23 protein-coding genes are annotated in these 24859 nt (G+C 68.9%); 6 read left to right on the top strand and 17 right to left on the bottom strand.

Annotated features, from left to right (window positions below; translation table 11 throughout):
* Positions 1-3: 3 nt before the first annotated feature.
* Genes OG496_RS33115 through OG496_RS33085 form a run of 7 tightly spaced genes read right to left on the bottom strand, consistent with a single transcriptional unit; the run spans position 4 to position 7698 of the window.
* On the bottom strand, positions 4-2508 hold the full coding sequence (locus tag OG496_RS33115; RefSeq protein WP_405973531.1) for an NADH-quinone oxidoreductase subunit G: 2505 nt from the start codon (positions 2506-2508) through the stop codon (positions 4-6).
* Positions 2505-3851, bottom strand: coding sequence for an NADH-quinone oxidoreductase subunit NuoF (gene nuoF, locus OG496_RS33110; RefSeq protein ID WP_399397453.1), 1347 nt, complete (start codon positions 3849-3851; stop codon positions 2505-2507). The genes OG496_RS33115 and nuoF overlap by 4 nt, the downstream gene beginning before the upstream one ends.
* Positions 3851-4702 (bottom strand): NADH-quinone oxidoreductase subunit NuoE, encoded by an 852-nt coding sequence (gene nuoE / locus OG496_RS33105; RefSeq protein WP_366497391.1) that lies wholly within the window; start codon positions 4700-4702, stop codon positions 3851-3853. The genes nuoF and nuoE overlap by 1 nt, the downstream gene beginning before the upstream one ends.
* Complete coding sequence (locus tag OG496_RS33100) at positions 4699-6036, bottom strand: NADH-quinone oxidoreductase subunit D (protein ID WP_405973530.1); 1338 nt, start codon at positions 6034-6036, stop codon at positions 4699-4701. Before OG496_RS33100 ends, nuoE begins: the two co-directional genes overlap by 4 nt.
* Positions 6033-6773, bottom strand: a complete 741-nt coding sequence (locus OG496_RS33095) for an NADH-quinone oxidoreductase subunit C (RefSeq protein ID WP_405973529.1) — start codon at positions 6771-6773, stop codon at positions 6033-6035. Before OG496_RS33095 ends, OG496_RS33100 begins: the two co-directional genes overlap by 4 nt.
* On the bottom strand, positions 6770-7324 hold the full coding sequence (locus OG496_RS33090) for an NADH-quinone oxidoreductase subunit B family protein (protein ID WP_094215591.1): 555 nt from the start codon (positions 7322-7324) through the stop codon (positions 6770-6772). The genes OG496_RS33095 and OG496_RS33090 overlap by 4 nt, the downstream gene beginning before the upstream one ends.
* A 14-nt stretch (positions 7325-7338) precedes the next feature.
* The gene (locus tag OG496_RS33085) at positions 7339-7698 is read right to left on the bottom strand and encodes an NADH-quinone oxidoreductase subunit A (RefSeq protein WP_007383963.1); all 360 of its coding nucleotides are present in this window, start codon (positions 7696-7698) and stop codon (positions 7339-7341) included.
* 745 nt (positions 7699-8443) lie between these two features.
* Here OG496_RS33085 and OG496_RS33080 point away from each other — a divergent pair.
* Together OG496_RS33080 and def are read left to right on the top strand one after the other, a co-directional pair.
* Positions 8444-9253 (top strand): C40 family peptidase, encoded by an 810-nt coding sequence (locus OG496_RS33080; RefSeq protein ID WP_366497394.1) that lies wholly within the window; start codon positions 8444-8446, stop codon positions 9251-9253.
* Between the two features lie 197 nt (positions 9254-9450).
* Positions 9451-10077, top strand: coding sequence for a peptide deformylase (gene def / locus OG496_RS33075; protein WP_405973528.1), 627 nt, complete (start codon positions 9451-9453; stop codon positions 10075-10077).
* Between the two features lie 36 nt (positions 10078-10113).
* On the opposite strand, the gene OG496_RS33070 is transcribed toward def, so the two are convergent.
* Positions 10114-11397 (bottom strand): geranylgeranyl reductase family protein, encoded by a 1284-nt coding sequence (locus tag OG496_RS33070; protein WP_019061216.1) that lies wholly within the window; start codon positions 11395-11397, stop codon positions 10114-10116.
* A 97-nt stretch (positions 11398-11494) separates the two neighbouring features.
* Between OG496_RS33070 and OG496_RS33065 the strand changes: the two genes are divergently transcribed.
* Both OG496_RS33065 and OG496_RS33060 read left to right on the top strand, forming a co-directional pair.
* Positions 11495-12001 (top strand): GNAT family N-acetyltransferase, encoded by a 507-nt coding sequence (locus OG496_RS33065; protein WP_366497396.1) that lies wholly within the window; start codon positions 11495-11497, stop codon positions 11999-12001.
* Between the two features lie 120 nt (positions 12002-12121).
* Positions 12122-12436: a PASTA domain-containing protein gene (locus OG496_RS33060; RefSeq protein WP_405973527.1), complete on the top strand. Its 315-nt coding sequence runs from the start codon at positions 12122-12124 to the stop codon at positions 12434-12436.
* Positions 12437-12482: 46 nt separating this feature from the next.
* Here the strand turns inward: OG496_RS33060 and OG496_RS33055 are convergent, their stop codons facing one another.
* From OG496_RS33055 to OG496_RS33040, 4 genes are all read right to left on the bottom strand, one after another.
* On the bottom strand, positions 12483-13178 hold the full coding sequence (locus OG496_RS33055) for a demethylmenaquinone methyltransferase (protein WP_363099606.1): 696 nt from the start codon (positions 13176-13178) through the stop codon (positions 12483-12485).
* A 112-nt stretch (positions 13179-13290) separates the two neighbouring features.
* Positions 13291-14598 carry an acyltransferase gene (locus tag OG496_RS33050; RefSeq protein ID WP_405973526.1) on the bottom strand — a complete coding sequence of 436 codons (1308 nt, stop codon included), beginning with the start codon at positions 14596-14598 and terminating at the stop codon, positions 13291-13293.
* Positions 14595-17006, bottom strand: a complete 2412-nt coding sequence (locus OG496_RS33045) for a bifunctional polysaccharide deacetylase/glycosyltransferase family 2 protein (RefSeq protein WP_405973525.1) — start codon at positions 17004-17006, stop codon at positions 14595-14597. Before OG496_RS33045 ends, OG496_RS33050 begins: the two co-directional genes overlap by 4 nt.
* Before the next feature lie 19 nt (positions 17007-17025).
* Entirely contained in the window at positions 17026-17334 is a 309-nt protein-coding gene (locus OG496_RS33040) for a hypothetical protein (RefSeq protein ID WP_405973524.1), read from the bottom strand.
* A 402-nt stretch (positions 17335-17736) separates the two neighbouring features.
* On the opposite strand from OG496_RS33040, the gene OG496_RS33035 reads away from it, so the two are divergent.
* Positions 17737-18786: a chitinase gene (locus OG496_RS33035; protein WP_405973523.1), complete on the top strand. Its 1050-nt coding sequence runs from the start codon at positions 17737-17739 to the stop codon at positions 18784-18786.
* Between the two features lie 95 nt (positions 18787-18881).
* Here the strand turns inward: OG496_RS33035 and OG496_RS33030 are convergent, their stop codons facing one another.
* The 5 genes from OG496_RS33030 to OG496_RS33010 form a co-directional block, all read right to left on the bottom strand.
* The gene (locus tag OG496_RS33030; RefSeq protein ID WP_405973522.1) at positions 18882-19295 is read right to left on the bottom strand and encodes an imidazolonepropionase-like domain-containing protein; all 414 of its coding nucleotides are present in this window, start codon (positions 19293-19295) and stop codon (positions 18882-18884) included.
* Between the two features lie 7 nt (positions 19296-19302).
* Positions 19303-20502, bottom strand: coding sequence for a cyclic dehypoxanthinyl futalosine synthase (mqnC, locus tag OG496_RS33025; RefSeq protein ID WP_393044103.1), 1200 nt, complete (start codon positions 20500-20502; stop codon positions 19303-19305).
* Positions 20503-20591: 89 nt separating this feature from the next.
* Positions 20592-21179 (bottom strand): hypothetical protein, encoded by a 588-nt coding sequence (locus OG496_RS33020; protein ID WP_405973521.1) that lies wholly within the window; start codon positions 21177-21179, stop codon positions 20592-20594.
* A gap of 7 nt (positions 21180-21186) precedes the next feature.
* On the bottom strand, positions 21187-22866 hold the full coding sequence (locus OG496_RS33015; RefSeq protein ID WP_405973520.1) for a serine/threonine-protein kinase: 1680 nt from the start codon (positions 22864-22866) through the stop codon (positions 21187-21189).
* A gap of 111 nt (positions 22867-22977) precedes the next feature.
* Complete coding sequence (locus tag OG496_RS33010; RefSeq protein WP_405973519.1) at positions 22978-23826, bottom strand: menaquinone biosynthetic enzyme MqnA/MqnD family protein; 849 nt, start codon at positions 23824-23826, stop codon at positions 22978-22980.
* 286 nt (positions 23827-24112) lie between these two features.
* On the opposite strand from OG496_RS33010, the gene OG496_RS33005 reads away from it, so the two are divergent.
* Positions 24113-24316 carry a cold-shock protein gene (locus OG496_RS33005; protein ID WP_003998944.1) on the top strand — a complete coding sequence of 68 codons (204 nt, stop codon included), beginning with the start codon at positions 24113-24115 and terminating at the stop codon, positions 24314-24316.
* Positions 24317-24859: the final 543 nt, after the last annotated feature.

The raw sequence follows: 24859 nt of genomic DNA, 5'->3' as shown, positions 1-24859 counted from the left end.
GACTCATGCCTCCACCTCCTTGGGGGCCTCGCCCGCGAGCGTGGCCGGGCCGATGCGGACGAGTGCGCCGGGCAGCGCCCCGGTGTCGGAGGCGACGCCCCCGCCGGTGGAGTTCAGCGGGAGCCAGACCACGCGGTCGGGCATCTCGGTGATCCGCAGCGGGAGTTCGACGGTTCCGGAGTTGCCGGTCACGGCGAGCGCGTCGCCGTCCTTGACGCCCGCCTCGGCGGCCGTGGCGGCCGACACGCGCGCGTGGGCGGCGTGCCGGGTGCCGGCGAGTGCTTCGTCGCCCTCCTGGAGCGCGCCCTGGTCAAGCAGCAGCCGGTGTCCGGCGAGCACGGCCTCCCCGGCGGCCGGCCGGGGCAGCACACCCGCGGTCTCCAGCGGATCGGTGGCCCGCGGCCCGTCCCAGGCCCCGAGCCGGTCCAACTCCGCGCGCGTGGTGCGCAGATCGGGCAGACCCAGGTGTACGTCCATGGCGTCGGCCAGCATGTGCAGCACACGCGCGTCGGTCGGCGCGAGGGTGCGGGTCATCTGGTCGGGCTTGAGCGCGGCGTCGAAGAAGCGGACCCGGCCCTCCCAGTTGAGGAAGGCGCCCGCCTTCTCGGCGACCGCCGCGACCGGGAGAACGACATCCGCGTGCTCGGTGACCTCGCTGGGCCGCAGTTCGAGCGACACCAGGAAGCCGACTTCGTGCAGTGCCGCACGCGCGCGTGCCGGGTCGGACAGGTCGCCCGGCTCCACACCGGCGACGAGCAGCGCCCGGAGTTCACCACCGGCGGCGGCCTCGACGATCTGGCCGGCGTCGCGGCCGTAGCGGTGCGGGAGTTCGGCGACGCCCCAGGCGACGGCGACCTCGTCACGCGCGCGTGGGTCGGTGGCCGGACGCCCGCCCGGCAGCAGCGACGGCAGCGCGCCCGCCTCGATCGCCCCGCGCTCCCCGGCCCGGCGCGGAATCCACACCAGCCGGGCACCGGTGGCGAACGCGGCCCGTACGGCGGCGGTGAGACCACCGGCGACGGCGGCCAGCCGCTCCCCGACGACGATCACGGCGCCTTCGGTGCGCAGCGCCTCGGAGGCGCGGGCGCCGTCGTCCTCCAGACCGAACCCGCTGGCGAGCGCGTCCAGCCACTCGGTCTCGGTGCCGGGAGCGGCCGGCAGCAGGATGCCGCCCGCCTTGTCCAGTCCGCGCGTGGCGTGGGTGGCGAGCGAGAACACCCGCTGCCCGTGCGTGCGCGAGGCCTTGCGCAGCCGCAGGAAGACGCCGGGCGCCTCCTCCTCGGACTCGAACCCGACCAGCAGGACGGCGGGCGCCTTCTCCAGGGAGGTGTACGTGACGCCGTTGCCGTCGAGGTCCCGGCCGCGGCCGGCGACCCGGGCGGCCAGGAAGTCGGCCTCCTCGCTGCTGTGCACGCGCGCGCGGAAGTCGATGTCGTTGGTGTCGAGCGCCACGCGCGCGAACTTGCTGTACGCGTAGGCGTCCTCGATGGTGAGGCGGCCGCCGGTCAGGACACCGGTCCGGCCCCGCGCGGCCGACAGTCCCTGGGCGGCGGCCTCCAGGGCCTCCGGCCAGGACGCGGGCTCCAGGACGCCGTCCGCGTTGCGCACCAGGGGCGTCTGCAGCCGGTCGCGCTGCTGCGCGTACCGGAAGCCGAAGCGCCCCTTGTCGCAGACCCACTCCTCGTTGACCTCGGGGTCGACGGCGGCCAGGCGCCGCATGACCTTGCCGCGCCGGTGGTCGGTGCGGGTCGCGCAGCCTCCGGAGCAGTGCTCGCACACGGAAGGTGTGGAGACCAGGTCGAAGGGGCGGGAGCGGAATCGGTACGCCGCCGAGGTGAGCGCGCCCACCGGGCAGATCTGGATGGTGTTCCCGGAGAAGTACGACTCGAAGGGGTCGCCCTCACCGGTGCCGACCTGCTGGAGCGAGCCCCGCTCCAGGAGCTCGATCATCGGGTCGCCCGCGATCTGGTTGGAGAAGCGGGTGCAGCGGGCGCACAGCACGCACCGCTCGCGGTCCAGGAGCACCTGGGTGGAGATCGGGACGGGCTTCTCGTAGGTCCGCTTCCTGCCCTCGAAGCGGGACTCGGCGTTGCCGTGGGACATCGCCTGGTTCTGCAGGGGGCACTCGCCGCCCTTGTCGCAGACCGGGCAGTCCAGCGGGTGGTTGATGAGGAGCAGCTCCATCACACCGTGCTGGGACTTCTCCGCGACCGGCGAGGTGAGCTGGGTCTTGACGACCATGCCGTCCGTGCACGTGATCGTGCAGGACGCCATCGGTTTGCGCTGGCCCTCGACCTCGACGATGCACTGACGGCAGGCGCCGACCGGGTCGAGGAGGGGATGGTCGCAGAACCTGGGGATCTCGATGCCGAGTTGCTCGGCGGCGCGGATGACCAGGGTGCCCTTGGGCACGCTGATCTCGGCGCCGTCGATCGTCAGCGAGACGAGATCCTCGGGCGGGACCGCCGCTTCGCCCCCTCCGGAGGGAGCGTTCGTGGTCACCGTCATGCGTTCACCTCCGTGCGGTCGGCCCAGGCCGTGGACTTGGCCGGGTCGAAGGGGCAGCCCCGGCCCGTGATGTGCTGCTCGTACTCCTCGCGGAAGTACTTGAGCGAGGAGAAGATCGGCGAGGCGGCGCCGTCGCCGAGGGCGCAGAAGGACTTGCCGTTGATGTTGTCGGCGATGTCGTTCAGCTTGTCGAGGTCGGACATGGCGCCCTTGCCGGCCTCGATGTCGCGCAGCAACTGCACGAGCCAGTACGTCCCTTCACGGCACGGGGTGCACTTGCCGCAGGACTCGTGGGCGTAGAACTCGGTCCAGCGGGTGACGGCACGCACGACGCAGGTCGTCTCGTCGAAACATTGCAGAGCCTTGGTGCCGAGCATGGAACCCGCGGCGCCCACTCCCTCGTAGTCAAGAGGGACGTCGAGGTGCTCGTCGGTGAACATCGGCGTGGAAGACCCGCCCGGCGTCCAGAACTTGAGGCGATGCCCGGCCCGGATGCCGCCGCTCATGTCGAGCAGCTGGCGGAGTGTGATGCCGAGCGGCGCCTCGTACTGACCGGGACTGGTGACATGGCCGCTGAGCGAGTAGAGCGTGAAGCCCGGGGACTTCTCGCTGCCCATCGACCTGAACCATTCCTTGCCTTTTTGCAGAATGGCGGGAACTGACGCGATCGACTCGACGTTATTCACCACAGTCGGGCACGCATAGAGGCCCGCGACCGCAGGGAAAGGGGGACGGAGCCGCGGTTGACCACGGCGGCCTTCGAGCGAGTCGAGCAGCGCGGTCTCCTCACCGCAGATGTACGCGCCCGCGCCTGCGTGCACGGTGAGCTGGAGGTCGAGTCCGCTGCCCAGGATGTTCTCGCCGAGGTAGCCCGCCTCGTACGCCTCGCGTACGGCCTCGTGCAACCGCCGCAATACGGGGACGACTTCACCACGCAGATAGATGAAGGCATGCGACGACCTGATGGCATAGCACGCGATGACAATGCCCTCGATGAGGCTGTGCGGGTTCGCGAAGAGGAGCGGGATGTCCTTACAGGTCCCGGGCTCCGACTCGTCGGCGTTGACAACTAGATAGTGTGGTTTTCCATCCCCTTGGGGAATGAATTGCCATTTCATTCCGGTGGGGAAACCGGCGCCACCGCGACCGCGCAGACCGGAGTCCTTCACATACGCGATGAGGTCGTCCGGCGACATGGCGAGCGCCTTGCGGAGCCCCTCGTATCCCTCGTGCCTTTTGTAGACGTCCAGACTCCAGGACTTGTCCTCGTCCCAGAAGGCCGACAGCACGGGTGCGAGCAGCTTCTCGGGGCTGTGGTCTTTCAGTTCGGGTGCCAAGGTCATCACTCCCCCTCCTCGGCGACAGGCCCCGCCGGGTGGGCGGGGTCGGAAGCCGACGTGTCCTGCGGCGCATCGTGCGAACTGAGGTGCTCGGTCGTCGGCGACTGGTCCTGCGGAGCGCCGGAGCCCCGCGGATGGACCACGCGCGCGGGTGCGGTCTCTCCCCTGGCCAGGCGGAGGCCCACCAGCGACGCGGGTCCCGCACCGCCGCTTGCCTCGACGGCCCCTGGCCGCTCGTCGGGGAAGCCGGCGAGGATCCGCGCGGTCTCCTTGAAGGTGCACATCGGCGCCCCGCGCGTGGGCTCCACGGGAGCGCCCGTGCGCAGGTCGTCGACGAGGCGGCGGGCGCTGGCCGGGGTCTGGTTGTCGAAGAACTCCCAGTTGACCATCACCACCGGCGCGAAGTCGCAGGCCGCGTTGCACTCGATGTGCTCCAGGGTGACCTTGCCGTCGTCGGTGGTCTCACCGTTGCCGACGCCCAGGTGCTCCTGGAGCGACTCGAAGATCGCGTCGCCGCCCATCACCGCGCACAGGGTGTTGGTGCAGACCCCGACCTGGTAGTCACCGCTCGGCCGGCGCCGGTACATGGAGTAGAAGGTCGCCACGGCGGCGACCTCGGCCGTCGTCAGGTCCAGCAGGGTCGCGCAGAACTGCTGCCCTGTGCGCGTGACATGACCCTCCTCCGCCTGCACGAGGTGCAGCAACGGCAGGAGGGCCGAGCGGGAGTCCGGGTAGCGGGCGATGATCTCCCGCCCGTCGGCCTCCAGTCGGGCCCGGACGTCGTCCGGGTAGGCGGGCGCGGGCAGTTGGGGCATGCCCAGACTGACGCCCTGCTCCGAAGAACTGGTGGTCACCGGTCGACGCCTCCCATCACGGGGTCGATGGACGCGACGGCGACGATGACGTCGGCGACCTGGCCGCCCTCGCACATCGCCGCCATGGCCTGAAGGTTGGTGAAGGACGGGTCCCTGAAGTGGACCCGGTAGGGGCGGGTGCCTCCGTCGGACACGGCGTGCACCCCGAGTTCGCCCTTGGGCGACTCGACCGCCGCGTACGCCTGTCCCGGCGGCACGCGGAAGCCTTCGGTCACCAGCTTGAAGTGGTGGATCAGGGCCTCCATGGAGGTGCCCATGATCTGCTTGATGTGGTCGAGCGAGTTGCCCAACCCGTCCGGCCCGAGCGCGAGTTGGGCGGGCCAGGCGATCTTCTTGTCGGCGACCATGACCGGGCCGGGCTGCAGCCGGTCCAGGCACTGCTCGACGATCCTGAGCGACTGGCGCATCTCCTCCAGGCGGATGAGGAAGCGGCCGTAGGAGTCGCAGGTGTCGGCGGTCGGGATGTCGAAGTCGTACGTCTCGTAGTCGCAGTAAGGCTGCGCCTTGCGAAGGTCGTGCGGGAGGCCGGTGGAGCGCAGGATCGGGCCCGTGGCGCCGAGGGCCATGCAGCCGGCCAGGTCGAGGTAACCGACGTCCTGCATACGGGCCTTGAAGATGGGGTTCCCGGTGGCGAGTTTGTCGTACTCGGGGAGGTTCTTCTTCATCTTCTTCACGAACTCGCGGATCTGGTCCACCGCGCCGGGCGGCAGGTCCTGGGCGAGTCCGCCGGGGCGGATGTACGCGTGGTTCATCCGCAGGCCCGTGATGAGCTCGTAGATGTCGAGAATCATTTCACGATCGCGGAATCCGTAGATCATGATCGTGGTGGCGCCGAGTTCCATCCCGCCGGTGGCGATGCACACCAGGTGGGAGGACAAGCGGTTCAGCTCCATCAGGAGCACCCGGATGATCTTCGCCCGCTCGGTGATCTGGTCCTCGACGCCGAGGAGTTTCTCGACGGCGAGACAGTAGGCGGTCTCGTTGAAGAAGGACGTCAGATAGTCCATGCGCGTCACGAACGTGGTGCCCTGCGTCCACGTGCGGTATTCGAGGTTCTTCTCGATACCGGTGTGCAGGTAGCCGATGCCGCAGCGGGCCTCGGTGACCGTCTCGCCGTCGATCTCCAGGATCAGGCGGAGCACACCGTGCGTGGAGGGGTGCTGGGGCCCCATGTTGACGACGATGCGCTCGTCGTCGGCCTTGGCCGCGGACTGGACGACCTCGTCCCAGTCGCCACCGGTGACCGTATATACGGTGCCCTCGGTGGTCTCGCGCGCGGAAGCGGCGGAGGCGGATGCTGACTGCGTGCTCACGAGTACGACCTCCGCTGGTCCGGAGCCGGGATCTGGGCGCCCTTGTACTCGACGGCGATGCCGCCGAGGGGGTAGTCCTTGCGCTGCGGGTGGCCCTGCCAGTCGTCCGGCATCATGATCCGCGTCAGGGCCGGGTGACCGTCGAAGACGATCCCGAAGAAGTCGTAGGTCTCGCGCTCGTGCCAGTCGTTGGTCGGATAGACCGGGACCAGGGACGGGATGTGCGGATCACTGTCCGGGGCGCTGACTTCGAGGCGGATCAGCCGGTTGTGGGTGATCGAGCGCAGGTGGTAGACGGCGTGCAGTTCGCGGCCCTTGTCGTGCAGGTAGTGGACCGCGCTGACGCCGGTGCAGAGTTCGAAGCGCAGGGCCGGGTCGTCGCGCAGGGTCTGGGCGACGCGGACCAGGTGCTCGCGTTCGATGTGGAAGGTGAGCTCACCGCGGTCGACGATCGTCTTCTCGATCGCGTTGCCGGGCAGCAGGCCCTGTTCCTCCAGGGCGCCCTCCAGCTCGTCGGCGACCTCGTCGAACCACCCGCCGTAGGGCCGGCTCGCCTCGCCCGGCAGGCGGACCGAGCGGACCAGGCCGCCGTAACCGGAGGTGTCGCCGCCATTGTTGGCGCCGAACATGCCGCGCTGGACGCGGATCTCCTCGCCCTCGCCGCGCTGGCCGGGGAGGTTGGAGTCACCCGGGTCCTGCTCCGGGTCGGCTCCGTTGGTGCCGTTCGCGTCACTCACCGCAGCAGGCCCTTCATCTCGATGGTGGGCAGTGCCTTGAGCGCCGCCTCCTCCGCCTCACGGGCCGCCTCCTCGGCGTTCACACCGAGCTTGGAGGTCTGGATCTTGTGGTGGAGCTTGAGGATCGCGTCCAGCAGCATCTCGGGCCGTGGCGGGCAGCCCGGGAGGTAGATGTCGACCGGGACGATGTGGTCGACGCCCTGCACGATCGCGTAGTTGTTGAACATGCCGCCCGACGAGGCGCAGACGCCCATGGAGATGACCCACTTGGGGTTCGGCATCTGGTCGTAGACCTGCCGCAGCACCGGCGCCATCTTCTGGCTGACCCGGCCCGCGACGATCATCAGGTCCGCCTGGCGGGGTGATCCGCGGAAGACCTCCATGCCGAAGCGCGCGAGGTCGTAGCGTCCGGCGCCGGTCGTCATCATCTCGATGGCGCAGCAGGCGAGTCCGAACGTGGCCGGGAAGACGGACGCCTTGCGTACCCAGCCCGCGGCCTGCTCTACGGTGGTCAGCAGGAAACCGCTCGGCAGCTTTTCTTCGAGTCCCATGAGTTAAAGGCCCCTCAGTCCCATTCCAGGCCGCCGCGCCGCCATACGTACGCGTACGCGACGAAGACGGTGAGCACGAAGAGCAGCATCTCCACGAGCCCGAAAACACCCAGGGCGTCGAAGGTGACGGCCCAGGGGTAGAGGAAGACGATCTCGATGTCGAAGACGATGAAGAGCATCGCCGTCAGGTAGTACTTGATGGGGAAGCGCCCGCCGCCGGCCGGCGTGGGGGTCGGCTCGATGCCGCACTCGTACGCTTCGAGCTTGGCCCGGTTGTACCGCTTCGGACCGATCAGCGTGGCCATGACCACGGAGAAGATCGCAAAGCCTGCCCCGAGGGCTCCCAGTACGAGGATGGGCGCATACGCGTTCACCGCTCCTCGCTCCTCTCAGTCGGCACTGACTGCTGGCGATGGCATCGGGTCCGCTTCCGGCTCACGCGCCGCTCAACCCCCGTTCGTCCCAACGAAGATCGAGAACATGTGAAGCAGGTCACAAGCCCAACTGCCCCGCATCTTATGCCCGGCGCTCTGTGATCTGCGACACGGGGTATTACACAAGCTTTGTGATCTCCACCACCCGACGAAGGATCACCGCGCCGAACGGGCGGCGATCTTCGCACGCGAAGCGCCCGGCCGATCACCAGAGGTGACATTTCCGCTCGTCACCGCAGGCCGAGGGCGGCATCTCAATATCAAGAGGCTTCCCTTGCATGCAAATTGGAGTTGGACGGGACGGCTTGATAGTGGAGACCCGTTCACACATCAGGGGGAGGCGTGCGGCACGGTGTGGACGCGTGCACACGTTCACGAAGTCACCCGCTCGCGGTACCCACGCAGGACGCACGCATTCCGGTAACCGTTCCGTGACCTCCGCCACACTCATGAGAGGCGCATGAGAACGGGGCTTGGCCACCTGTCCCAACAGGTGGTAGGCAGCGGGCAATTCGGGCGTACCGACGAAAGGCCGTGATCACATGCCTGATCACCCAGGTCCGCAATGTCCGTTACGGCGTCAATAAGGAACGACACACCCGGGGTTGATGGGGCCCGTTGAACAATTGTGGCGCAGCACACGTTTCTTGAAGGTATGGAGGAGCCCCTGATACCGGTTGGTCTCATGTCCCACACCGCTCACATACGCAGCCACCGGAAACCCCGCCGCAGCGCGACGACGAACATCGCCGTGCGGGCCGGAGTTGCCGGTGGCGTTCTCAGCATGGCGGCGGCGGGTGCAGCCACGGCCAACGCCGCCGAGACGACACAGACCATGCAACTGCCCACCCTGACGGCCGACCTGGCCACCCAGGTCGCGCAGTCCGCCGAGGCCACGCAGCAGGCCGCAGCGAACTACCAGCTGCAGGCCGAGCGCGACACGGCCGCCGCAAACGCCGCGAAGCAGGCGAAGGCGGACCTCGCGGACGCGAAGAAGAAGGCGGAGGCCAAGAAGAAGGCCCAGGAGGCCGCTCGCAAGGCCGCTGCGGCACAGGCAGCCTCGCGCAGCTCCGAGAGGACCACCCTGGCCTCTACGGCGACCACGAGCGCCTCCACGAGCACCAGCTCGTCGACGGCGACCGGTTCGGCCGCGACCATCGTGGCCTTCGTGAAGGCGCAGATCGGCAAGTCCTACGTCCTGGGCGCCACCGGCCCCAGCGCGTACGACTGCTCCGGACTCGTCGGAGCCGCCTTCAAGCAGGTGGGCATCAGCCTGCCACGTGTCTCCCAGGACCAGTCGACCGCGGGAACTCAGGTGTCCCTGAGCAACCTCCAGGCCGGCGACATCCTGTACTGGGGCAGCGCGGGCAGCGCCTACCACGTGGCGGTGTACGTGGGCGACGGCATGTTCGTCGGCGCGCAGAACCCCTCCACCGGCATCGTGGAGAGGCCGCTGTCGTACGACATGCCGACCGGCGCGGTGCGGGTGCTCTGAAACCCGCGCACGACGCCGTGAGCATGGGGCCGCTGCCGCTCGGGGGCAGCGGTCCCCTCGGCGTACCCTCCGGTCGCCCCGGACCCACGGGGCGTTCCCACTACCGGAGTTCGCGGCTCTCCTGAAAGGCTCTCTTCTCAAGGTTCTCGGGTTCGGCTTACCAGATGGCCGGACGCCAAACATGAGGAGAGCAAGCCATGCCACGTGTCTTCGTCCAGGGCAGCCCCGTCGACTCCTACCCCCGGCCCGCACCCGAGGCCGGACGCGGGTCCGTGCGACGCGTCACCGGGGTCGGTGAAGAGGTCCTGCACCGGCCGAGCCGGGACGTGACCGAGTTCGGTCCCGACCTCGCCGCGCTCATCGACGACATGTTCCTCACCATGTACGTCGCCGAGGGGGCCGGCCTCGCGGCCAACCAAGTGGGCGTCGATCTGCGCCTGTTCGTGTACGACTGCCCCGACGACGACGGTGTCCGGCATGTCGGACACATCGTCAATCCCGTCCTCGACCCGCTCGCCCCGGCCGGGCGCCGACTGCTCGACGAGGGCGAGGGCTGCCTGTCGGTGCCGGGTGCCGTGATGGACGTACCGCGTCCGGACCGGGCCGTGGTGCGCGGGCTCGACAAGGACGGCGAGCCGCTGGTGATCGAGGGCACGGGGTACTTCGCGCGCTGCCTCGCCCACGAGACCGACCACGTCAACGGCCAGGTGTATCTGGACCGGCTCTCCAAGCGGGACCGCAAGGAGGCGCTGCGACAGGTGGCGGACCGGCGCGACGAGGTGTTCGCCCGCCGGGCCGCCAAGACAGCCGCGCTCAGCGGCTGATCGCACCCAAAGCCGAAGTCGGCTCTACGGCTGGCTCTACGCCTTCGGCGCCACCTTGCTCAGCCCGTTGATGATGCGGTCCATCGCGTCGCCGCCCGTGGGGTCGGTGAGGTTGGCCAGCATCTTCAGGGTGAACTTCATCAGCAGGGGGTGCGTCAGGCCGCGCTGGGCCGCGATCTTCATGACCTTCGGGTTGCCGATGAGCTTCACGAAGGCGCGGCCCAGCGTGTAGTAGCCGCCGTAGGTGTCCTTGAGGACCTGCGGGTAGCGCTGCAGGGCGAGTTCACGGCTCGCGGGGGTCGGGCGGGCGTGGGCCTGGACGATGACGTCGGCGGCGATCTGGCCGGACTCCATGGCGTAGGCGATGCCCTCGCCGTTGAAGGGGTTCACCAGGCCGCCGGCGTCGCCGACCAGCAACAACCCCTTCGTGTAGTGGGGTTGACGGTTGAAGGCCATCGGGAGGGCGGCGCCGCGGATCGGGCCGGTCATGTTCTCGGGGGTGTAGCCCCAGTCCTCGGGCATGGACGCGCACCAGGCCTTCAGGACCTCGCGCCAGTCCAACTCCTTGAAGGAGTCGGAGGTGTTGAGGACACCGAGGCCGACGTTCGAGGTGCCGTCGCCCATGCCGAAGATCCAGCCGTAGCCGGGCAGGAGGCGGTCCTCGGCGCCGCGGCGGTCCCACAGTTCCAGCCAGGACTCCAGGTAGTCGTCCTCGTGGCGGGGCGAGGTGAAGTAGGTCCGCACCGCCACGCCCATCGGGCGGTCCTCGCGGCGGTGCAGGCCCATCGCGAGGGAGAGGCGGGTGGAGTTGCCGTCGGCGGCGACCACCAGGGGCGCGTGGAAGGTGACTTCGCGTTTCTCCTCGCCGAGCTTGGCGTTCACCCCGGTGATCCGGCCGGTGCGCTCGTCGACGATCGGGGCGCCGACGTTGCAGCGCTCGTAGAGGCGGGCGCCGGCCTTCTGGGCGTTGTGGGCGAGCTGTTCGTCGAAGTCGTCGCGCTTGCGGACGAGGCCGTAGTCCGGGAAGGAGGCGAGTTCCGGCCAGTCCAGCTGGAGGCGGACGCCGCCGCCGATGATGCGCAGGCCCTTGTTGCGCAGCCAGCCGGCCTCCTCGGAGATGTCGATGCCCATGGCCACGAGCTGCTTGGTGGCGCGCGGGGTGAGTCCGTCGCCGCACACCTTCTCGCGCGGGAACTCGGTCTTCTCCAGCAGGAGTACGTCGAGTCCGGACTTGGCGAGGTGGTAGGCGGTGGCGGAGCCGGCTGGCCCCGCGCCGACGACGATCACATCGGCGGTGTTTTCGGAGAGGGGCTCGGTCACGGCGGGATCTCCCCAAGTTCGGAATCTGCGTGCCGACCGGCACTGGACATGGGCAGTCTATTCAGCGCCACTGATCACCAGGCTGAAGGGCTGCCCCGTGAACCGAGCTCTCCCCGCAGTACGGCTGCGTGTCCCGACCGACGAGGACGCCGTGGCCTGGCACCGGGCCTTCGCCCACCCGGACGTCATGGAGTTCCACGGCGGGAAAGCCGCGGAGCTGTCCGTCTACGAGGAGCTCACCGCCCGCCAGCGCCGGCACGACGCGGAGCGCGGTTTCTGCCTGTGGACGATGCTCGACGCCGAGGACCGGGTGATCGGCTTCACCGGCGCCCAGCCGTGGCCGCAGGACTGGGGACCGAAGGGTGAGATCGAGATCGGCTGGCGCCTGGGGCGGGAGTTCTGGGGCCAGGGATATGCCACGGCGGCCGCGGCGACGACCCTGGAGCGGGTGCGGGCGGCCGGGGTGCCGAGCGTGGTGGCGATGGTCCTGGCCCGCAACACCCGGTCCATCGCGGTGACCCAGCGGCTGGGCATGCACCTCGCCGAGGTCTTCACCACGCCCTCGCGCGAGGAGGAGGGCCACTGCTACCGACTCGAACTGTAACCTAGAGTAACCATCCGCTACAGAACGACACTTGACGCTTCCGGTCGGGACCGGACCGGGGTTACCCTTCCGGTACCGCTGGGGGTGACATCTGTGCGTATAACGCCCAAAACACCTGAAGTGCGCGTGCCACGGCTCGTCGGCCTGATGGCCGTGGACGCGCGCGAGACGGCCCAGTCGCGCGGGCTGTTCATCAACTCGCCGGACCGGCCCGACTTCCATCTCGCCGTCGTCGACTACGTCGTACGGCAGTACCCGCAGCCCGACGCCGAGGTGCCGCGGGACTCCGTGATCTACGTCTGGTTCGACTTCGGTGAGGGGGACGGCGGGGGCGGTATGCGCGAGCCACGCACCCCCCGGCCGCCGAGCGGCGGGATGCAGCGCGAGCTGGACGAGCCGCCGGGCGACGCGTTCTTCGAGACGGTGATCAGGTGAGAGGGGTCGAGCAGAGGAGTTCGGGCACCCGCCCCCGAAGCCGCACTCAGGCCTGCTTGAAGCCCCGGTGCAGGGCCACGATCCCGCCGCTCAGGTTGCGATAGGCGACCTTCGACCAGCCGGCCTTGCGCAGCCGTTCGGCCAGTGCGGGCTGGTCGGGCCAGGCGCGGATGGACTCGGCGAGGTAGACGTACGCGTCCGGGTTCGAGGAGACGGTCCGGGCGACCGGCGGCAGCGCGCGCATCAGGTACTCGGTGTAGACCGTGCGGAAGGGCGCCCAGGTCGGGTGCGAGAACTCGCAGATCACCACCCGGCCGCCGGGCTTGGTCACCCGGTACAGCTCGCGCAGCGCGGTGTCCGTGTCCTGCACGTTGCGCAGCCCGAAGGAGATGGTCACGGCGTCGAACGTGTCGTCCTTGAACGGCAGCTTCGTCGCGTCGCCGGCCGTGAGCGGCAGCCAGGGGTGGCGCTTCTTGCCGACCTGGAGCATGCCGAGGGAGAAGTCGCAGGGCACGACATAGGCGCCGCTGCGGGCGAAGGGGAGGGACGAGGTCGCCGTACCGGCGGCGAGGTCCAGGATCTTCTGCGCGGGGCGGGCGTCGACCGCCTTCGTGACCTCCTTGCGCCATCGGCGGTCCTGGCCGAGCGACAGCACGTCGTTGGTGAGGTCGTACCGTTCCGCCACGTCGTCGAACATCGAGGCGACTTCGTGCGGCTGCTTGTCCAGGGATGCGCGGGTCACGGGCCCATTGTGGCAGTACGGGCCGGGCATCCCGAAGGCGCCCGGCCCGTACGACCCCCTTTGAAAGAGAAGCTGACCACTGAAAGAGAAGCTCACGACGTGAAAGGGAATCTCACGACGGCAGCAGTCTCGGTTTCTTCTTCGCCGCCACGTCCTCCACCCAGCCGCACAGCACGATGAAGACGGCGATGAGAATCCAGCCGATGCCGAACATGAACCACTGGCTCCCCAGCGGCAGCCACTTCTCGAAGGCGGGCACCTTCCAGAACTGGTCGGTCAGCGGCACCGCGAGCACCAGCGCGATCTCGTGCCAGAGATAGATGGTCACGGCCCGCGAGTTGAAGATCGTGACGATCCGGTCGAGCTTCTTGAACCGGGTCAGCCAGGCGAAGTCGATGTTGAAGTAGGCCTTGGCCCACATCAGCAGCATGACGTAGCCGGCCGACCAGTACGTCTGGGCGAGCGGGTTCTCGTCCAGGTCGTACGTCCCGGCCTCGGCCTGGTGCGTGAAGGCGTACCAGCCACCGAAGACGAGCGCGGCGACCGACAGGGTCACCACCAGGAAGGGCTTCAGCTTCTGGAGCACACCGTCGCGGTGGGCGAAGCCGAGGATCCAGCAGAAGAGGTACGTCGACAGGTCCCAGAGCGCGTTGCCGAAGCGGTTGTCCGGCCCCGCCCACACGAACTTCAGGATCACGATCGGCACAAGGGTCAACAGCAGCACCGGAATCGGCGCCTTGCGGAAGATCCACAGCAGCACCGGCGAGAGCATCACGAACCACAGATACGTCCGCAGGTACCAGAGGATCTCCCAGGCCTGCGTGCCCCAGGCGTTGCCCGGCGGATCCCCGACGGGCACGATCCAGAACACGATCTGCCAGCCCGGCATCCAGTCGTGGATCATCATCGCCACGAGCACGAAGAAGCCCCAGAACCAGAACGGCGGCAGCAGCCTCCGCATCCGGCTCTTGACCACCTTGAACGCCGGCCGCTCCAGCGACTTCGCCATCAGCGTCCCGGCCAGCCCGAACATGATCCCCATCGAGGGGAACACCATCCCGCACCAGGCCCACCCGAAGGTGTGGTAGGTCACGACCCGGACCAGCGCGACGGCCCGCAGCGTGTCGAAGTACCGGTCCCGGCCCGCCGGCTTGGGCACGGGCGCGGCCTCCTCGACCACCTTCTCGGCAACCGGCTCGGGCTCCGGGTCCGGCTCCAACTCCGTTTCTACGACGGGAAGAGGCGCCGTGGTGTACACCGGCTGCCCGTAGTCGACGTACTGCGGAGGCTGTTGCTGCTGTTGATACGGGTACGGCTGCTGCGGCTGGCCGTACGCGTCGTAGCCGTAAGGCTGTTGGGGGTACTGAGGTTGCTGGGGCTGGCCGTACCCGCCGTAGCCCTGCTGCTGTTCCCAGGTCATCGGCTCGCCCCCGCCGGTGTGCCGACCTCGCCGGTGCGCTTGAGTTTCTGCCAGCGCAGCCGGCCGCCGGTCAGGGCGGTGATGCTGGAGTGGATGAGGACGAGGTACATCATCTGGCGGTAGGCCAGTTGTTGCAGCGGCATCATCAGCAGATAGCGGTACTTCTCCTTGTCCAGCCTGAACGCGTAGGCCGCGCACAGGAGTTGGATGCCGAGGACCGCGAACCACATCGCGAGGGACGCCCAGAAGTCGACGAAGATCATCGAGTAGACGGTGAAGACGTCGATCAGCGGGGCGAAGACCGGCGTGATGATCTGGAAGATGACCACCAGGGGCATGCCGACCCGGCCGAAGCGGCCCGAAGGACCCTTGTCCGTAAGGGACTTGCGGTGCTTCCACAGCGCCTGCATGGTGCCGTAGGACCAGCGGTAGCGCTGCGACCAGAGCTGCTTGAGGGAGGCCGGGGCCTCGGTCCAGGCCTTGGCGTGCTCCTGGTAGACGACCCGCCAGCCCTCGCGGTGCATGGCGATGGTGATGTCCGTGTCCTCGGCGAGCGTGTCCTCGCTCATGCCGCCGACCTGGAGGACCGCCTCGCGGCGGAACGCGCCGATCGCGCCCGGGATGGTGGGCATGCAGCGCAGCAGGTCGTACATGCGACGGTCGAGGTTGAAGCCCATCACGTACTCGATGTGCTGCCAGGCGCCGATGATCGTGTTGCGGTTGCCGACCTTGGCGTTGCCCGCGACCGCGCCGACCTCGGGGTCGGCGAAGGGCTGCACGAGGTGCCGTACGGTGTCGGGCTCGAAGACGGTGTCGCCGTCCATCATCACGACGATGTCGTAACTCGCGCTGCGCACCCCGTTGTTGAGGGCGGCGGGCTTGCCCGCGTTCTCCTGGCGGATGACCCGGACGTTCGTCATGCCGAAGGAGCGGGCCGCCTCGCGGGCGATCTCGGAGGTGCCGTCCGAAGAGCCGTCGTCGACGACGATGACCTCGATCGGGTGGGTGCTCTTCGCCAGCGACTCAAGGGTGTTGGCGATGCACTCCTTCTCGTTGTACGCCGGGACGATCACCGTCACCGGGCGGGTGACGGTCGGTCCCCAGCTGAACCGGCGTTTGTTGCGCTGTCTGTAGTGGCGCCGGGCGAGGATCAGCATCATCCCGAAGCGGCTCATGACGGCGACGCCGACGACGGTAAGGCCCGCCGCGAGTCCCGGCACCACCCACTCCGCGACGGTGACGGCGTAGATCAACGCCTTGCCCTCGTAGAGGGTCATGCCGGTGGCCTCGCGGTGGGCGCCCTGGAGGACCGAGGTCCGCCCGTTGCCGTTGCGGTTGTTGCCAGTTCCGGTGCCGCCGACGGCCGAGTCGACCGGGGTCTGGCCGTTCCCGCCTGCCGCACCGGTGCCACCAGGCGCGGCGGACGCTGCGGCGGAAGGTGCCGCGGACGGCTTGGCGCCGGCCTCGACGTTGCCGGTGCTCGTCCCGGCGGCCGCGCCCGTGCTCGTGACGGGCCGGGTGGCGGAGTTGTTCTTGGCGATGGCGCCGCTCACCGTGGTGAACGTGTAGCCCTTCGCCTTCATCTTCTCGATGTACGTGGGCAGCGCCTTCATGGTCTGCGACCGCACACCACCGGCGTCGTGGAACAGCACCGAGGAACCCGAAGTCCCGGACGGCGTCGCCCACTTGATGATCTTCGCGACGCCGGGCTGCTTCCAGTCGTCGCTGTCGGTGTCGACGAAGACGCTGGTGTAGCCGGACGCGCCGAGCTTCTTGTAGACGGGGTAGCTGTAGTTGTCGATCGCGTCCGTCTCCGAGGAGTACGGCGCGCGGAAGAGCGTGGTGGTGATGCCGGCCGCGCCCGCGAGCGCGAGCTGGGTCTGCTCCATCTCGCGCTTGATGCGGGCGTCGCTCTGGTAGGAGAGGTCGACGTGGGTGAACGTGTGGATGCCCACCTCTTCGCCCTGCGCGACCATCTGCTTCACGATGTCCGGGTAGCGCGAGACCATCGAGCCCACCAGGAAGAACGTGCCCGGCACGTCGTACTTCTTGAGGATCTTCAGGACCGTGGGCGTGTAGGTGGGGTTCGGGCCGTCGTCGAAGGTGAGGACGATGGTCTTCTTCGGGATGGTCTGGGTGACCGGCTTGCCGTTGCGGAAGGTCAGGATCGGGCCGCCGTTGAGTACCTTGTCGGGGACCTTGCTGGCGCTCGCGCCGTCCCGGACGCGTTCGTCGCCGCCGACTTCCGCGCGCAGGTAGCCGTCGAGCAGCATCACGCAGGTGAGGCCGAGGAGAAGCAGCAGGGCGAGAATCACCCGGGGTCGCTGGAGCGCGGCGGCCTTGCCGGCCGCGCGTTCCATCCGGGTGGGGGCGCGTCGGCGCCCGCGCGAGGGAGTCGTCGTAGTCATGGCTGCGGGGGCGCTCCGGTCAGTGTGCGGTGGCTGAGGACGACGGGGCCGCACCCGTGGGGGCGCCCGAGGGGATGTCGGTCGGAGCGCCGGTCGGAACACCGGAGGGCGCTACGCCGCCTCTGCCGCCGTTGGGGCCGTAGCCGCCGCCGGGAGCGGAACCGGCCTGGCCGCCGCCGAAGGGCAGCAGCGAGGAGGGGTTGATCGAGATGCCCCAGCCCATGAACGCCATGCCGAGTACGAACGCGTACCCGAGGCAGACGGTGCCCATGAGGAGGCCGATCCGGCGCAGCACCTTTGACCGGCGGCCGGAGTTGTCAACGAACACGGGACCTTCAGCGGACCCGTTGCCGGCTTTGCGGCGGCGACCCCGCGCAGAGGCGCGGTTTTCGATGGCGGACTCGGATTGCATTCCCCAGACATTAGGCCGCCTTTATGTGACCAAAACTCTGATTCTCTTGTGAGCCCGCCCAGAAAAATTCCGCAACCTGTGCCTTCCCATAGAGAAACCAGGAAAAGCCTTATGAGCGGCCGGTGTCAGTAGTGTCCCCAATCTTCCGCTTCGCCGCCCGGATTGACCGTTTCGCGCAACGATACCCGTGGGTTTCCTATGTTTTTTCTGTCTTCGTGAGACACAGCCCCATGTGCTTCATTTAGCCTTCGGAATCCGACTCTGTTTCCATCCTGAGACAGAAATCACCGTCCCGAGACGGAAAGGGTGCATGCTCATATGAGGAGTTTCCTGAAACCGGCGGCCGGGCTCACCTGCTTGTTTGCCCTCGCGGTCACCGGATGCTCCTCCAGCTCCGGTGACTCGTCGGACTCGTCCTCCGGAGGGACGGACAGCACTACGTCCACACCGTCGTCGACGCCTTCGTCGTCCGCCTCGTCGGACGCGTCGTCGACCACGTCCTACGCCCCGTACGTCAGCGCCACGACGGCCGCGGACATGGACAGCAAGGGGTCCCCGTCGACGTACAACCTGTCCTTCGCCATCGCCAAGGGCAGCACCTGCACTCCGGAGTGGAACGGTACGACCGCGATCGGCGACTCGGCCGTGAAGTCCAGGATCTCGGCGCTCAAGACCTCCGGGGCCACGGCCCGGGTCTCCTTCGGCGGGGCGTCCGGCAAGGAGCTGGCGGAGACCTGCACCAGCGCGACGGCGCTCGCGAAGGCGTACGGCGAGGCGCTGGACGCGGCGGGTTCGTCCCAGGCCGACTTCGACATCGAGGGCGACACCCTCACCGACTCGACGTCGGTCGCCCTGCGCTCCAAGGCAATAGCCCTGCTCCAGAAGGAGCGCACCGACCTCAAGGTCTCCTTCACCCTGCCCGTGATGCCGTCCGGCCTCGACTCCGACAGCCTGGCGCTGCTGGAGTCCGCCAACGACAACGCGGTCGAGGTCTCCACGGTCAACATCATGACGATGAACTACGGCGAGTCGTACACCGCGGACATGGGCGACTACGCGATCACCTCTGCTACGGCCACGCACACCCAGCTGAAGAAGGTGTTCGGGTTGTCGGACGCGGGGGCCTGGCAGGGGATGGCGCTCACGTCGATGATCGGCGTGAACGATGTCTCCGGGGAGACGTTCTCGCTCTCGGACGCGGCGCAGGTACGGACGTTCGCCGAGTCGAAGAAGATCGCGTGGGTGTCGATGTGGTCGACGTTCCGGGATCAGCCGTGTGAGAGCGGGAGTTCGGACGACGACGCGGCTACGGACTGCAGCGGGGTGACGCAGTCTGCGGGGGCGTTCGGGGAAGCGTTTGCCGGGTGACTGGTTGTTCGCCGACTCACGGTCTTTTGTGGCTGGTCGCGTCCGTGCGGCGGAGCCGCAAATGTCACAGCCCCGCGCCCCTGGGGAAACTGCCCTTAACGGCGTCTGTGAACTAGCCGACCCGCACACACCGTTGCGATGCAGGTGCCGGCCTCGTCGAATACGGCGAGGTCGGCACGGCCCAGGTCGACAAGAGCCGTAGGGCGCGGGGCGGTGAGGATCACGACATCGTTCCGCTGCGCCGCCGCCCGGAGTTCGGGCGAGTCGACGTGTTCCGCCAGGACAGCGGTCGCGCCCGCCTTCAGTACGGCGTGGATCCGCTCCCGTGGGCTCGGGGCGTCCGGGAGCGGGCCCTCGTGGATGCGGGCGGGTCCCAGGACACCGGGCCAACTCCGCACCCGGGCGCCGGGAAAGCGGTCCAGGATCTCCGCCAGCGTCCCCACACCCGCGACCCGGGCACCCTCGACGGCGACGGCCCCGCCCTCGTCCGCCGTGTGAATCGTCAGCACAGCAGCCCTAGTTGGCGGACAGCAGCTTCAACTCCGGGTGAGCCGTGCCGCCTTCGATCGCCGTGGACGAGATGTGGGACATCACGCGCTCGTCGACCGGGTCGTTCGCCGGGTCGTCGTGGACGACGATGTGCTCGTACGTCGTGGCCCGCTGGGCGGGGACGCGGCCCGCCTTGCGGATGAGGTCGATGATCTCCATGCGGTTGGAGCGGTGCTTGGCTCCGGCGCTGGAGACGACGTTCTCCTCCAGCATGATCGAGCCGAGGTCGTCCGCGCCGTAGTGCAGGGAGAGTTGGCCGACCTCCTTGCCCGTCGTCAGCCAACTGCCCTGGATGTGGGCGATGTTGTCCATGAAGAGGCGGGCGATGGCGATCATGCGCAGGTACTCGAAGAGCGTGGCCTGCGTGCGGCCCTTCAGGTGGTTGTTCTCGGGCTGGTAGGTGTACGGGATGAAGGCCCGGAAGCCGCCCGTGCGGTCCTGTACGTCGCGGATCATCCGCAGGTGCTCGATGCGCTCGGCGTTGGTCTCGCCGGTGCCCATGAGCATCGTCGACGTGGACTCGACGCCCAGGTTGTGCGCCGCCTCCATGATCTCCAGCCAGCGCTCGCCGGACTCCTTGAGGGGCGCGATGGCCTTGCGGGGGCGGGCGGGAAGCAGCTCCGCACCGGCGCCCGCGAAGGAGTCGAGGCCGGCCGCGTGGATGCGGGTGATGGCCTCTTCGACGGAGACCTTCGAGATCCGGGCCATGTGCTCGACCTCGGACGCGCCGAGGGAGTGGATGACCAGCTGGGGGTACGCGCCCTTGATCGCGGCGAAGTGCTTCTCGTAGTACTCGACGCCGAAGTCCGGGTGGTGTCCGCCCTGGAACATGATCTGCGTACCGCCGAGTTCGACGGTCTCCGCGCACCGGCGCAGGATGTCGTCCAGGTCCCGCGTCCAGCCCTTCGCGGTGTCCTTGGGCGCGGCGTAGAACGCGCAGAACTTGCACGCCGTGACGCACACGTTCGTGTAGTTGATGTTCCGCTCGATGATGTACGTCGCGATGTGTTCCGTACCCGCGTACCGACGCTTGCGTACGGCGTCGGCGGCGGCGCCGAGCGCGTGCAGCGGGGCGTCGCGGTAGAGGTCGAGCGCCTCTTCGGGGGTGATGCGCCCGCCCTCGGCGGCACGGTCGAGGACGGACTGAAGCTCGGCCTTCTCGGTCACCGGGAGGTCCCTTTCGTCAAGGGTTGCGGACGGGCAACGGTTGCTGACGGACCTCGCCAGCCTACGCCAGCGGTTTTCCCGCCCCGACCTCAGGCCGTGTACGCGCCGACCAGCAGTCCGAGGAAAGCACCGGCGAGCAGAAACGGCCCAAAGGGGACGACGATCCCCCGGCCGTCCCGCCGTCTCCAGGCCGCGAACACCCCGTAGACCGCCCTCAGCAGGAACCCCGCGAACGCGCCGACCATCACCGTCGGCCACCCGTACCACCCGAGCACGACCCCCGCCCCGACCGCGAGCCTCACCTCGCCGAGCCACAGACCACCACCGCCGGAGTCGATGCGGCTCAGCGCGAAGTACCCGCCGCCGAGCGCGAGGGCGCCGAGCAGCGCGGTCGTCCAGTGCCCGGCGTGCTCGGGCACGAGGGTGACGACACCGAGCAGGACGAGGGCGGCACCCGCGAGGGGAAGCGCCGCCCTGGGCACCGCGACCGCGACGGGCGCGAGCAGCAGCCAGACCGCCAGTTCGGGTCGCGTACCGGTGGCGGCGGCGAGGGCGACACACACCAGCACGACAAGGAGAGCGGTACCGGCACCGCGCCGGCCGACCCGCGCCACCACCGCCCCCGCACCCGCGCCCCACACCCCCGCGAGGGCGACCAGCAGCTGGTCGTAGTCCACCGGCCGGCTACTTGACCTTGGACAACCGCGCGGTCGGGGAGCCCTCGGCGGAACTGTCCGACAGGTACTTGAGGTCGTCGCCGACGGGCGTGAGGGTCACCGTGTGGGCGGCCTGGTTGCAGACGTCACGGTTCGACGTCGCGCCCGCGGCCGAGGCGACGAGCCGGGTCTTCGTCACCTGCTTCAGGGTCAGTATGTCGTCGCAGACGCCGCCGAGCTGGTCGGTCTGGCGGAGGATGCCCAGCCGCTGCCCCACGCCCACCTTGGCGATCACGATCCGGAAGGTCCCGTCGGGGAGCGTGCCGCCGAGGGCGGTGCCCTCGCCCTGCCAGGTGCCGAGGTAGTTGTCGGGGATGGACTTGAGCGGGGTGCCTTCGCCGGCACTCGGCGCGCTGGTCGCCGTGGCGGAGGAGGTCGGGATCGCGCCCGCCGAGGAATCCTTGCCCTTGTCGTCCGGCTGCAGCCAGTACAACCACACCGGCACCAGCGTCACCACCGCCAGCGCCGCGGCGACGGAGAGCACCACCGCGCAACCGACCCTGCGGCCACGCCCGTTGGCGCCGGGAGCCGCCGTGGCGGCGACGGACACGGACACCTTCCCCGGGTGACGACCGGAGGCCGGCGGCACGGTGTCGTACGGGGGCGGCGCGTCACGGGGTTCGGGTACGAACCCGGTTGACCCGGCAGGTGACTTGGGCATCACCGGCGCCGGCCCGAAGGCCCCGCCCTCCGCCCCCACAGAGGGGCTGCTGAACCCGACCGGCCCCGAGGGCACCCCTTCCGCAACCCCCGCCACCTCAAGATTCAGCAGCTGTACGGCACTTCGGCTGACCTGTTCCACCAGCGCCCCCGGCAGCCACCCTCCGGCCACCAGCCGGGCCGCCCCGTCCGGAGCGAGCCATCGCGCCACCTCCACCGGCGTGGGCCGCGAGGCGGGGTCCTTGGCCAGACAGGCACTTGCCAGCTCCCTCAACTCACCGTCCATCTCCCCCAGTTCGGGCTCCTCGTGGACGACCTTGTAGAGGAGCGAGGCGGAGGAGTCACCGGGAAAGGGAGACGCACCCGTGGCCGCGTACACCAGCACGGCCCCCAGCGAGAAGACGTCGGACGCCCCCGCCGCCCCCTTCCCGAGGATCTGCTCGGGAGCCATGTAGCCGGGGGAGCCGACGGAGACGCCGGTGGAGGTGAGGGAGGCGGTGCCGTCCGTGGCGCGGGCGATACCGAAGTCGATGAGGAGCGGCCCGTCGAGGGTGAGGAGCACGTTGGACGGCTTCACGTCCCGGTGCACGAGCCCCAACTCGTGTACCGCCGTGAGCGCTTCGGCCAGCCCCGCGCCGAGCGCCCGTACGGTGGCCGTGGGCAGCGGCCCGCCGTCCGCGACGGCGGCGGAGAGGGAGGGCCCGGCAGCGTACGCCGTAGCGACCCACGGCACCGCGGCCCCCGGGTCGGCGTCCAGCACAGGAGCTGTCCACGCACCGCCCACCCGGCGCGCGGCGTCGACCTCGCGGCGGAAGCGGGCGCGGAACTCCTCGTCGAGCGCGAAGTGCGGATGCACGATCTTGACCGCGACCGTACGACCGCCCGCGCTGCGCCCGAGATAGACCCGGCCCATCCCGCCGGACCCCAGCCGGCCGAGCAGCCGGTAGGGCCCCACGACCGTGGGTTCGTCGTCTCCGAGCGGCTGCATGCCGTCCACCCCTCCCCCGTACGACTTCCAGCAGGGTAGTGCGCCACACCCCACCGGCGATGACGGCTGGAGCAGATCCGCGTTCTACGGCCTCTGCCTTCTATACGGCTATTACGGCTGGAGCAGTTCCACGTTCACGTCGGCCGGGAAACCGGTCGTAGGTCCGACGCGGCGGGCGAACTCGGCGACGGCGGCGAGTTGGGGCGCACCGAAGCGGAAGTCCAGCGTCGTGAAGTACCGCTCCAGGACGGTCTCGTCGAAGTCCTCCCAGCGGGCGGCCTGTTCGGCGACCTTGCCGACCTCTTCGAGGGAGAGGTTGCGGGAGTCGAGGAAGGCCTCGTGGACCTTGCGGGTGATGACCGGTTCGCGCTCCAGGTAGTCGCGGCGGGCGGCCCACACGGCGAAGACGAACGGCAGCCCGGTCCACTCCTTCCAGAGCGAGCCGAGGTCGTGCACCTCCAGGCCGAAGCGGGGCCCGTCGAGCAGGTTGGCGCGCAGGGCGGCGTCACCGATGAGTACGGCGGCGTCGGCCTCCTGCATCATCAGGCTCAGGTCGGGCGGGCAGGTGTAGTAGTCGGGCTGGACGCCGTAGCGCTCGGCGAGGAGGAGCTGCGCGAGGCGTACGGAGGTCCGCGAGGTCGAGCCGAGGGCGACCCGGCGGCCGTCCAGCTGGTCCAGCGGGACCTGCGAGACGATCACGCAGGACATCACCGGGCCGTCGCAGCCGACGGCGATGTCGGGGAAGGCGACCAGGTCGTCCGCGTTGCGGAGGAACTCGACGAGCGTGATGGGCCCGATGTCGAGGTCGCCCTGCACCAGCTGCTCGCTGAGCTTCTCCGGGGTGTCCTTGGTCAGCTCGAAGTCGAGAAGCGTGCCTGTTCTCGCGAGCCCCCAGTACAGGGGCAGGCAGTTCAGGAACTGGATGTGGCCGACGCGCGGCCGGGTGCGAGAATTGTCCACGACGTGAGGCTAGACCTCATGCGGTACGCTCCATACTTCGGCCCCGCAGTCAAGCCCCCGGCGATCTTCAAACGTCCGGGTGATGTGATCTTGGCCTCTATTGCTTTCGGCTGCCCGAGTGCTAGGCTCGCCGCAAGTTGCAGTTTGGTTTCCCTTGCAGTACAGAGCCTGCGGAGCATGTAACCGCGGGCTCTTGTCGTTTTCAGACGTATGCAGTAGTGCGGGACTTGTTTTCACACTTGCAGGGTTCTGGAGCAGGGCAACCCTTTGGGCCCAAGGAGGGCTTATGGCTACCGGAACCGTGAAGTGGTTCAACGCCGAAAAGGGCTTTGGCTTCATCGCCCAAGAAGGCGGAGGCCCCGACGTCTTCGTTCACTACTCCGCGATCAACGCGAGCGGCTTCCGCTCGCTTGAGGAGAACCAAGCGGTCTCCTTCGACGTGACCCAGGGTCCGAAGGGCCCGCAGGCGGAGAACGTCACCCCCGTCTGAGTCACCTGATCGCAGTCCTTCGGTCTCGGAGCCTGGTGCTTTGATCCGGAACAGATAGCACTACCCAAGGAGCCCCGTGCCGCAAGGTGCCGGGGCTCCTGCCTTTGCCTCCGGCGGTTGGGCGGGCTTGTCGTCACCGGGTGGGGCTCGTCGGGCTGGCGGGTTGCCGTCGGGCGGGGACCGTTGGCTGGGCGGGGATCATTGGGCGAACCGTCGTCGCCGGGCGGGTATGCGGAGCCCGGCCGGTATTAGCCGGTATTAGTCGGACAGGTGGCGGAAAGCTGGCCCGTTGTCGCCGGGCGGGTGGCTTCGGTCGGGCGAGGCTCGTTGGCCGGTCGTCGTCGGGCGGGTGACGGAAAGCCCGGCCCGGGAGGCGCCGAGCAGAGTGTCGGCAAACCTGGCCAGTTGCCGCCGGGAGGGTGCGGGGAGTCCGGTTGGGGGTCGCCGGGCGGGGCGCGGAGATCGCGGCGGGTTGGCGTTCGGTGGGTGGCGGAAACCGGGGCGGTTGTCGCCGGGCGGGCTGCGGAAGAGCGGCTGGTTGTC

It is taken from the genome of Streptomyces sp. NBC_00988 (assembly GCF_045162645.1).
In the GTDB taxonomy this organism is placed as follows: Bacteria; Actinomycetota; Actinomycetes; order Streptomycetales; family Streptomycetaceae; genus Streptomyces.
This window is presented reverse-complemented; position numbering and strand designations above follow the sequence as displayed.

Coding starts and splice junctions, on each gene's coding strand:
- OG496_RS33035 (WP_405973523.1), top strand. CDS start 17,737: ATGAGGAGTTTCCTGAAACCGGCGGCCGGGCTCACCTGCTTGTTTGCC.
- OG496_RS33090 (WP_094215591.1), bottom strand. CDS start 7,324: ATGGGACTCGAAGAAAAGCTGCCGAGCGGTTTCCTGCTGACCACCGTA.
- OG496_RS33050 (WP_405973526.1), bottom strand. CDS start 14,598: ATGACCTGGGAACAGCAGCAGGGCTACGGCGGGTACGGCCAGCCCCAG.
- def (WP_405973528.1), top strand. CDS start 9,451: ATGCCACGTGTCTTCGTCCAGGGCAGCCCCGTCGACTCCTACCCCCGG.
- OG496_RS33005 (WP_003998944.1), top strand. CDS start 24,113: ATGGCTACCGGAACCGTGAAGTGGTTCAACGCCGAAAAGGGCTTTGGC.
- OG496_RS33045 (WP_405973525.1), bottom strand. CDS start 17,006: ATGACTACGACGACTCCCTCGCGCGGGCGCCGACGCGCCCCCACCCGG.
- nuoF (WP_399397453.1), bottom strand. CDS start 3,851: ATGACCTTGGCACCCGAACTGAAAGACCACAGCCCCGAGAAGCTGCTC.
- OG496_RS33115 (WP_405973531.1), bottom strand. CDS start 2,508: ATGACGGTGACCACGAACGCTCCCTCCGGAGGGGGCGAAGCGGCGGTC.
- OG496_RS33015 (WP_405973520.1), bottom strand. CDS start 22,866: ATGCAGCCGCTCGGAGACGACGAACCCACGGTCGTGGGGCCCTACCGG.
- OG496_RS33080 (WP_366497394.1), top strand. CDS start 8,444: ATGTCCCACACCGCTCACATACGCAGCCACCGGAAACCCCGCCGCAGC.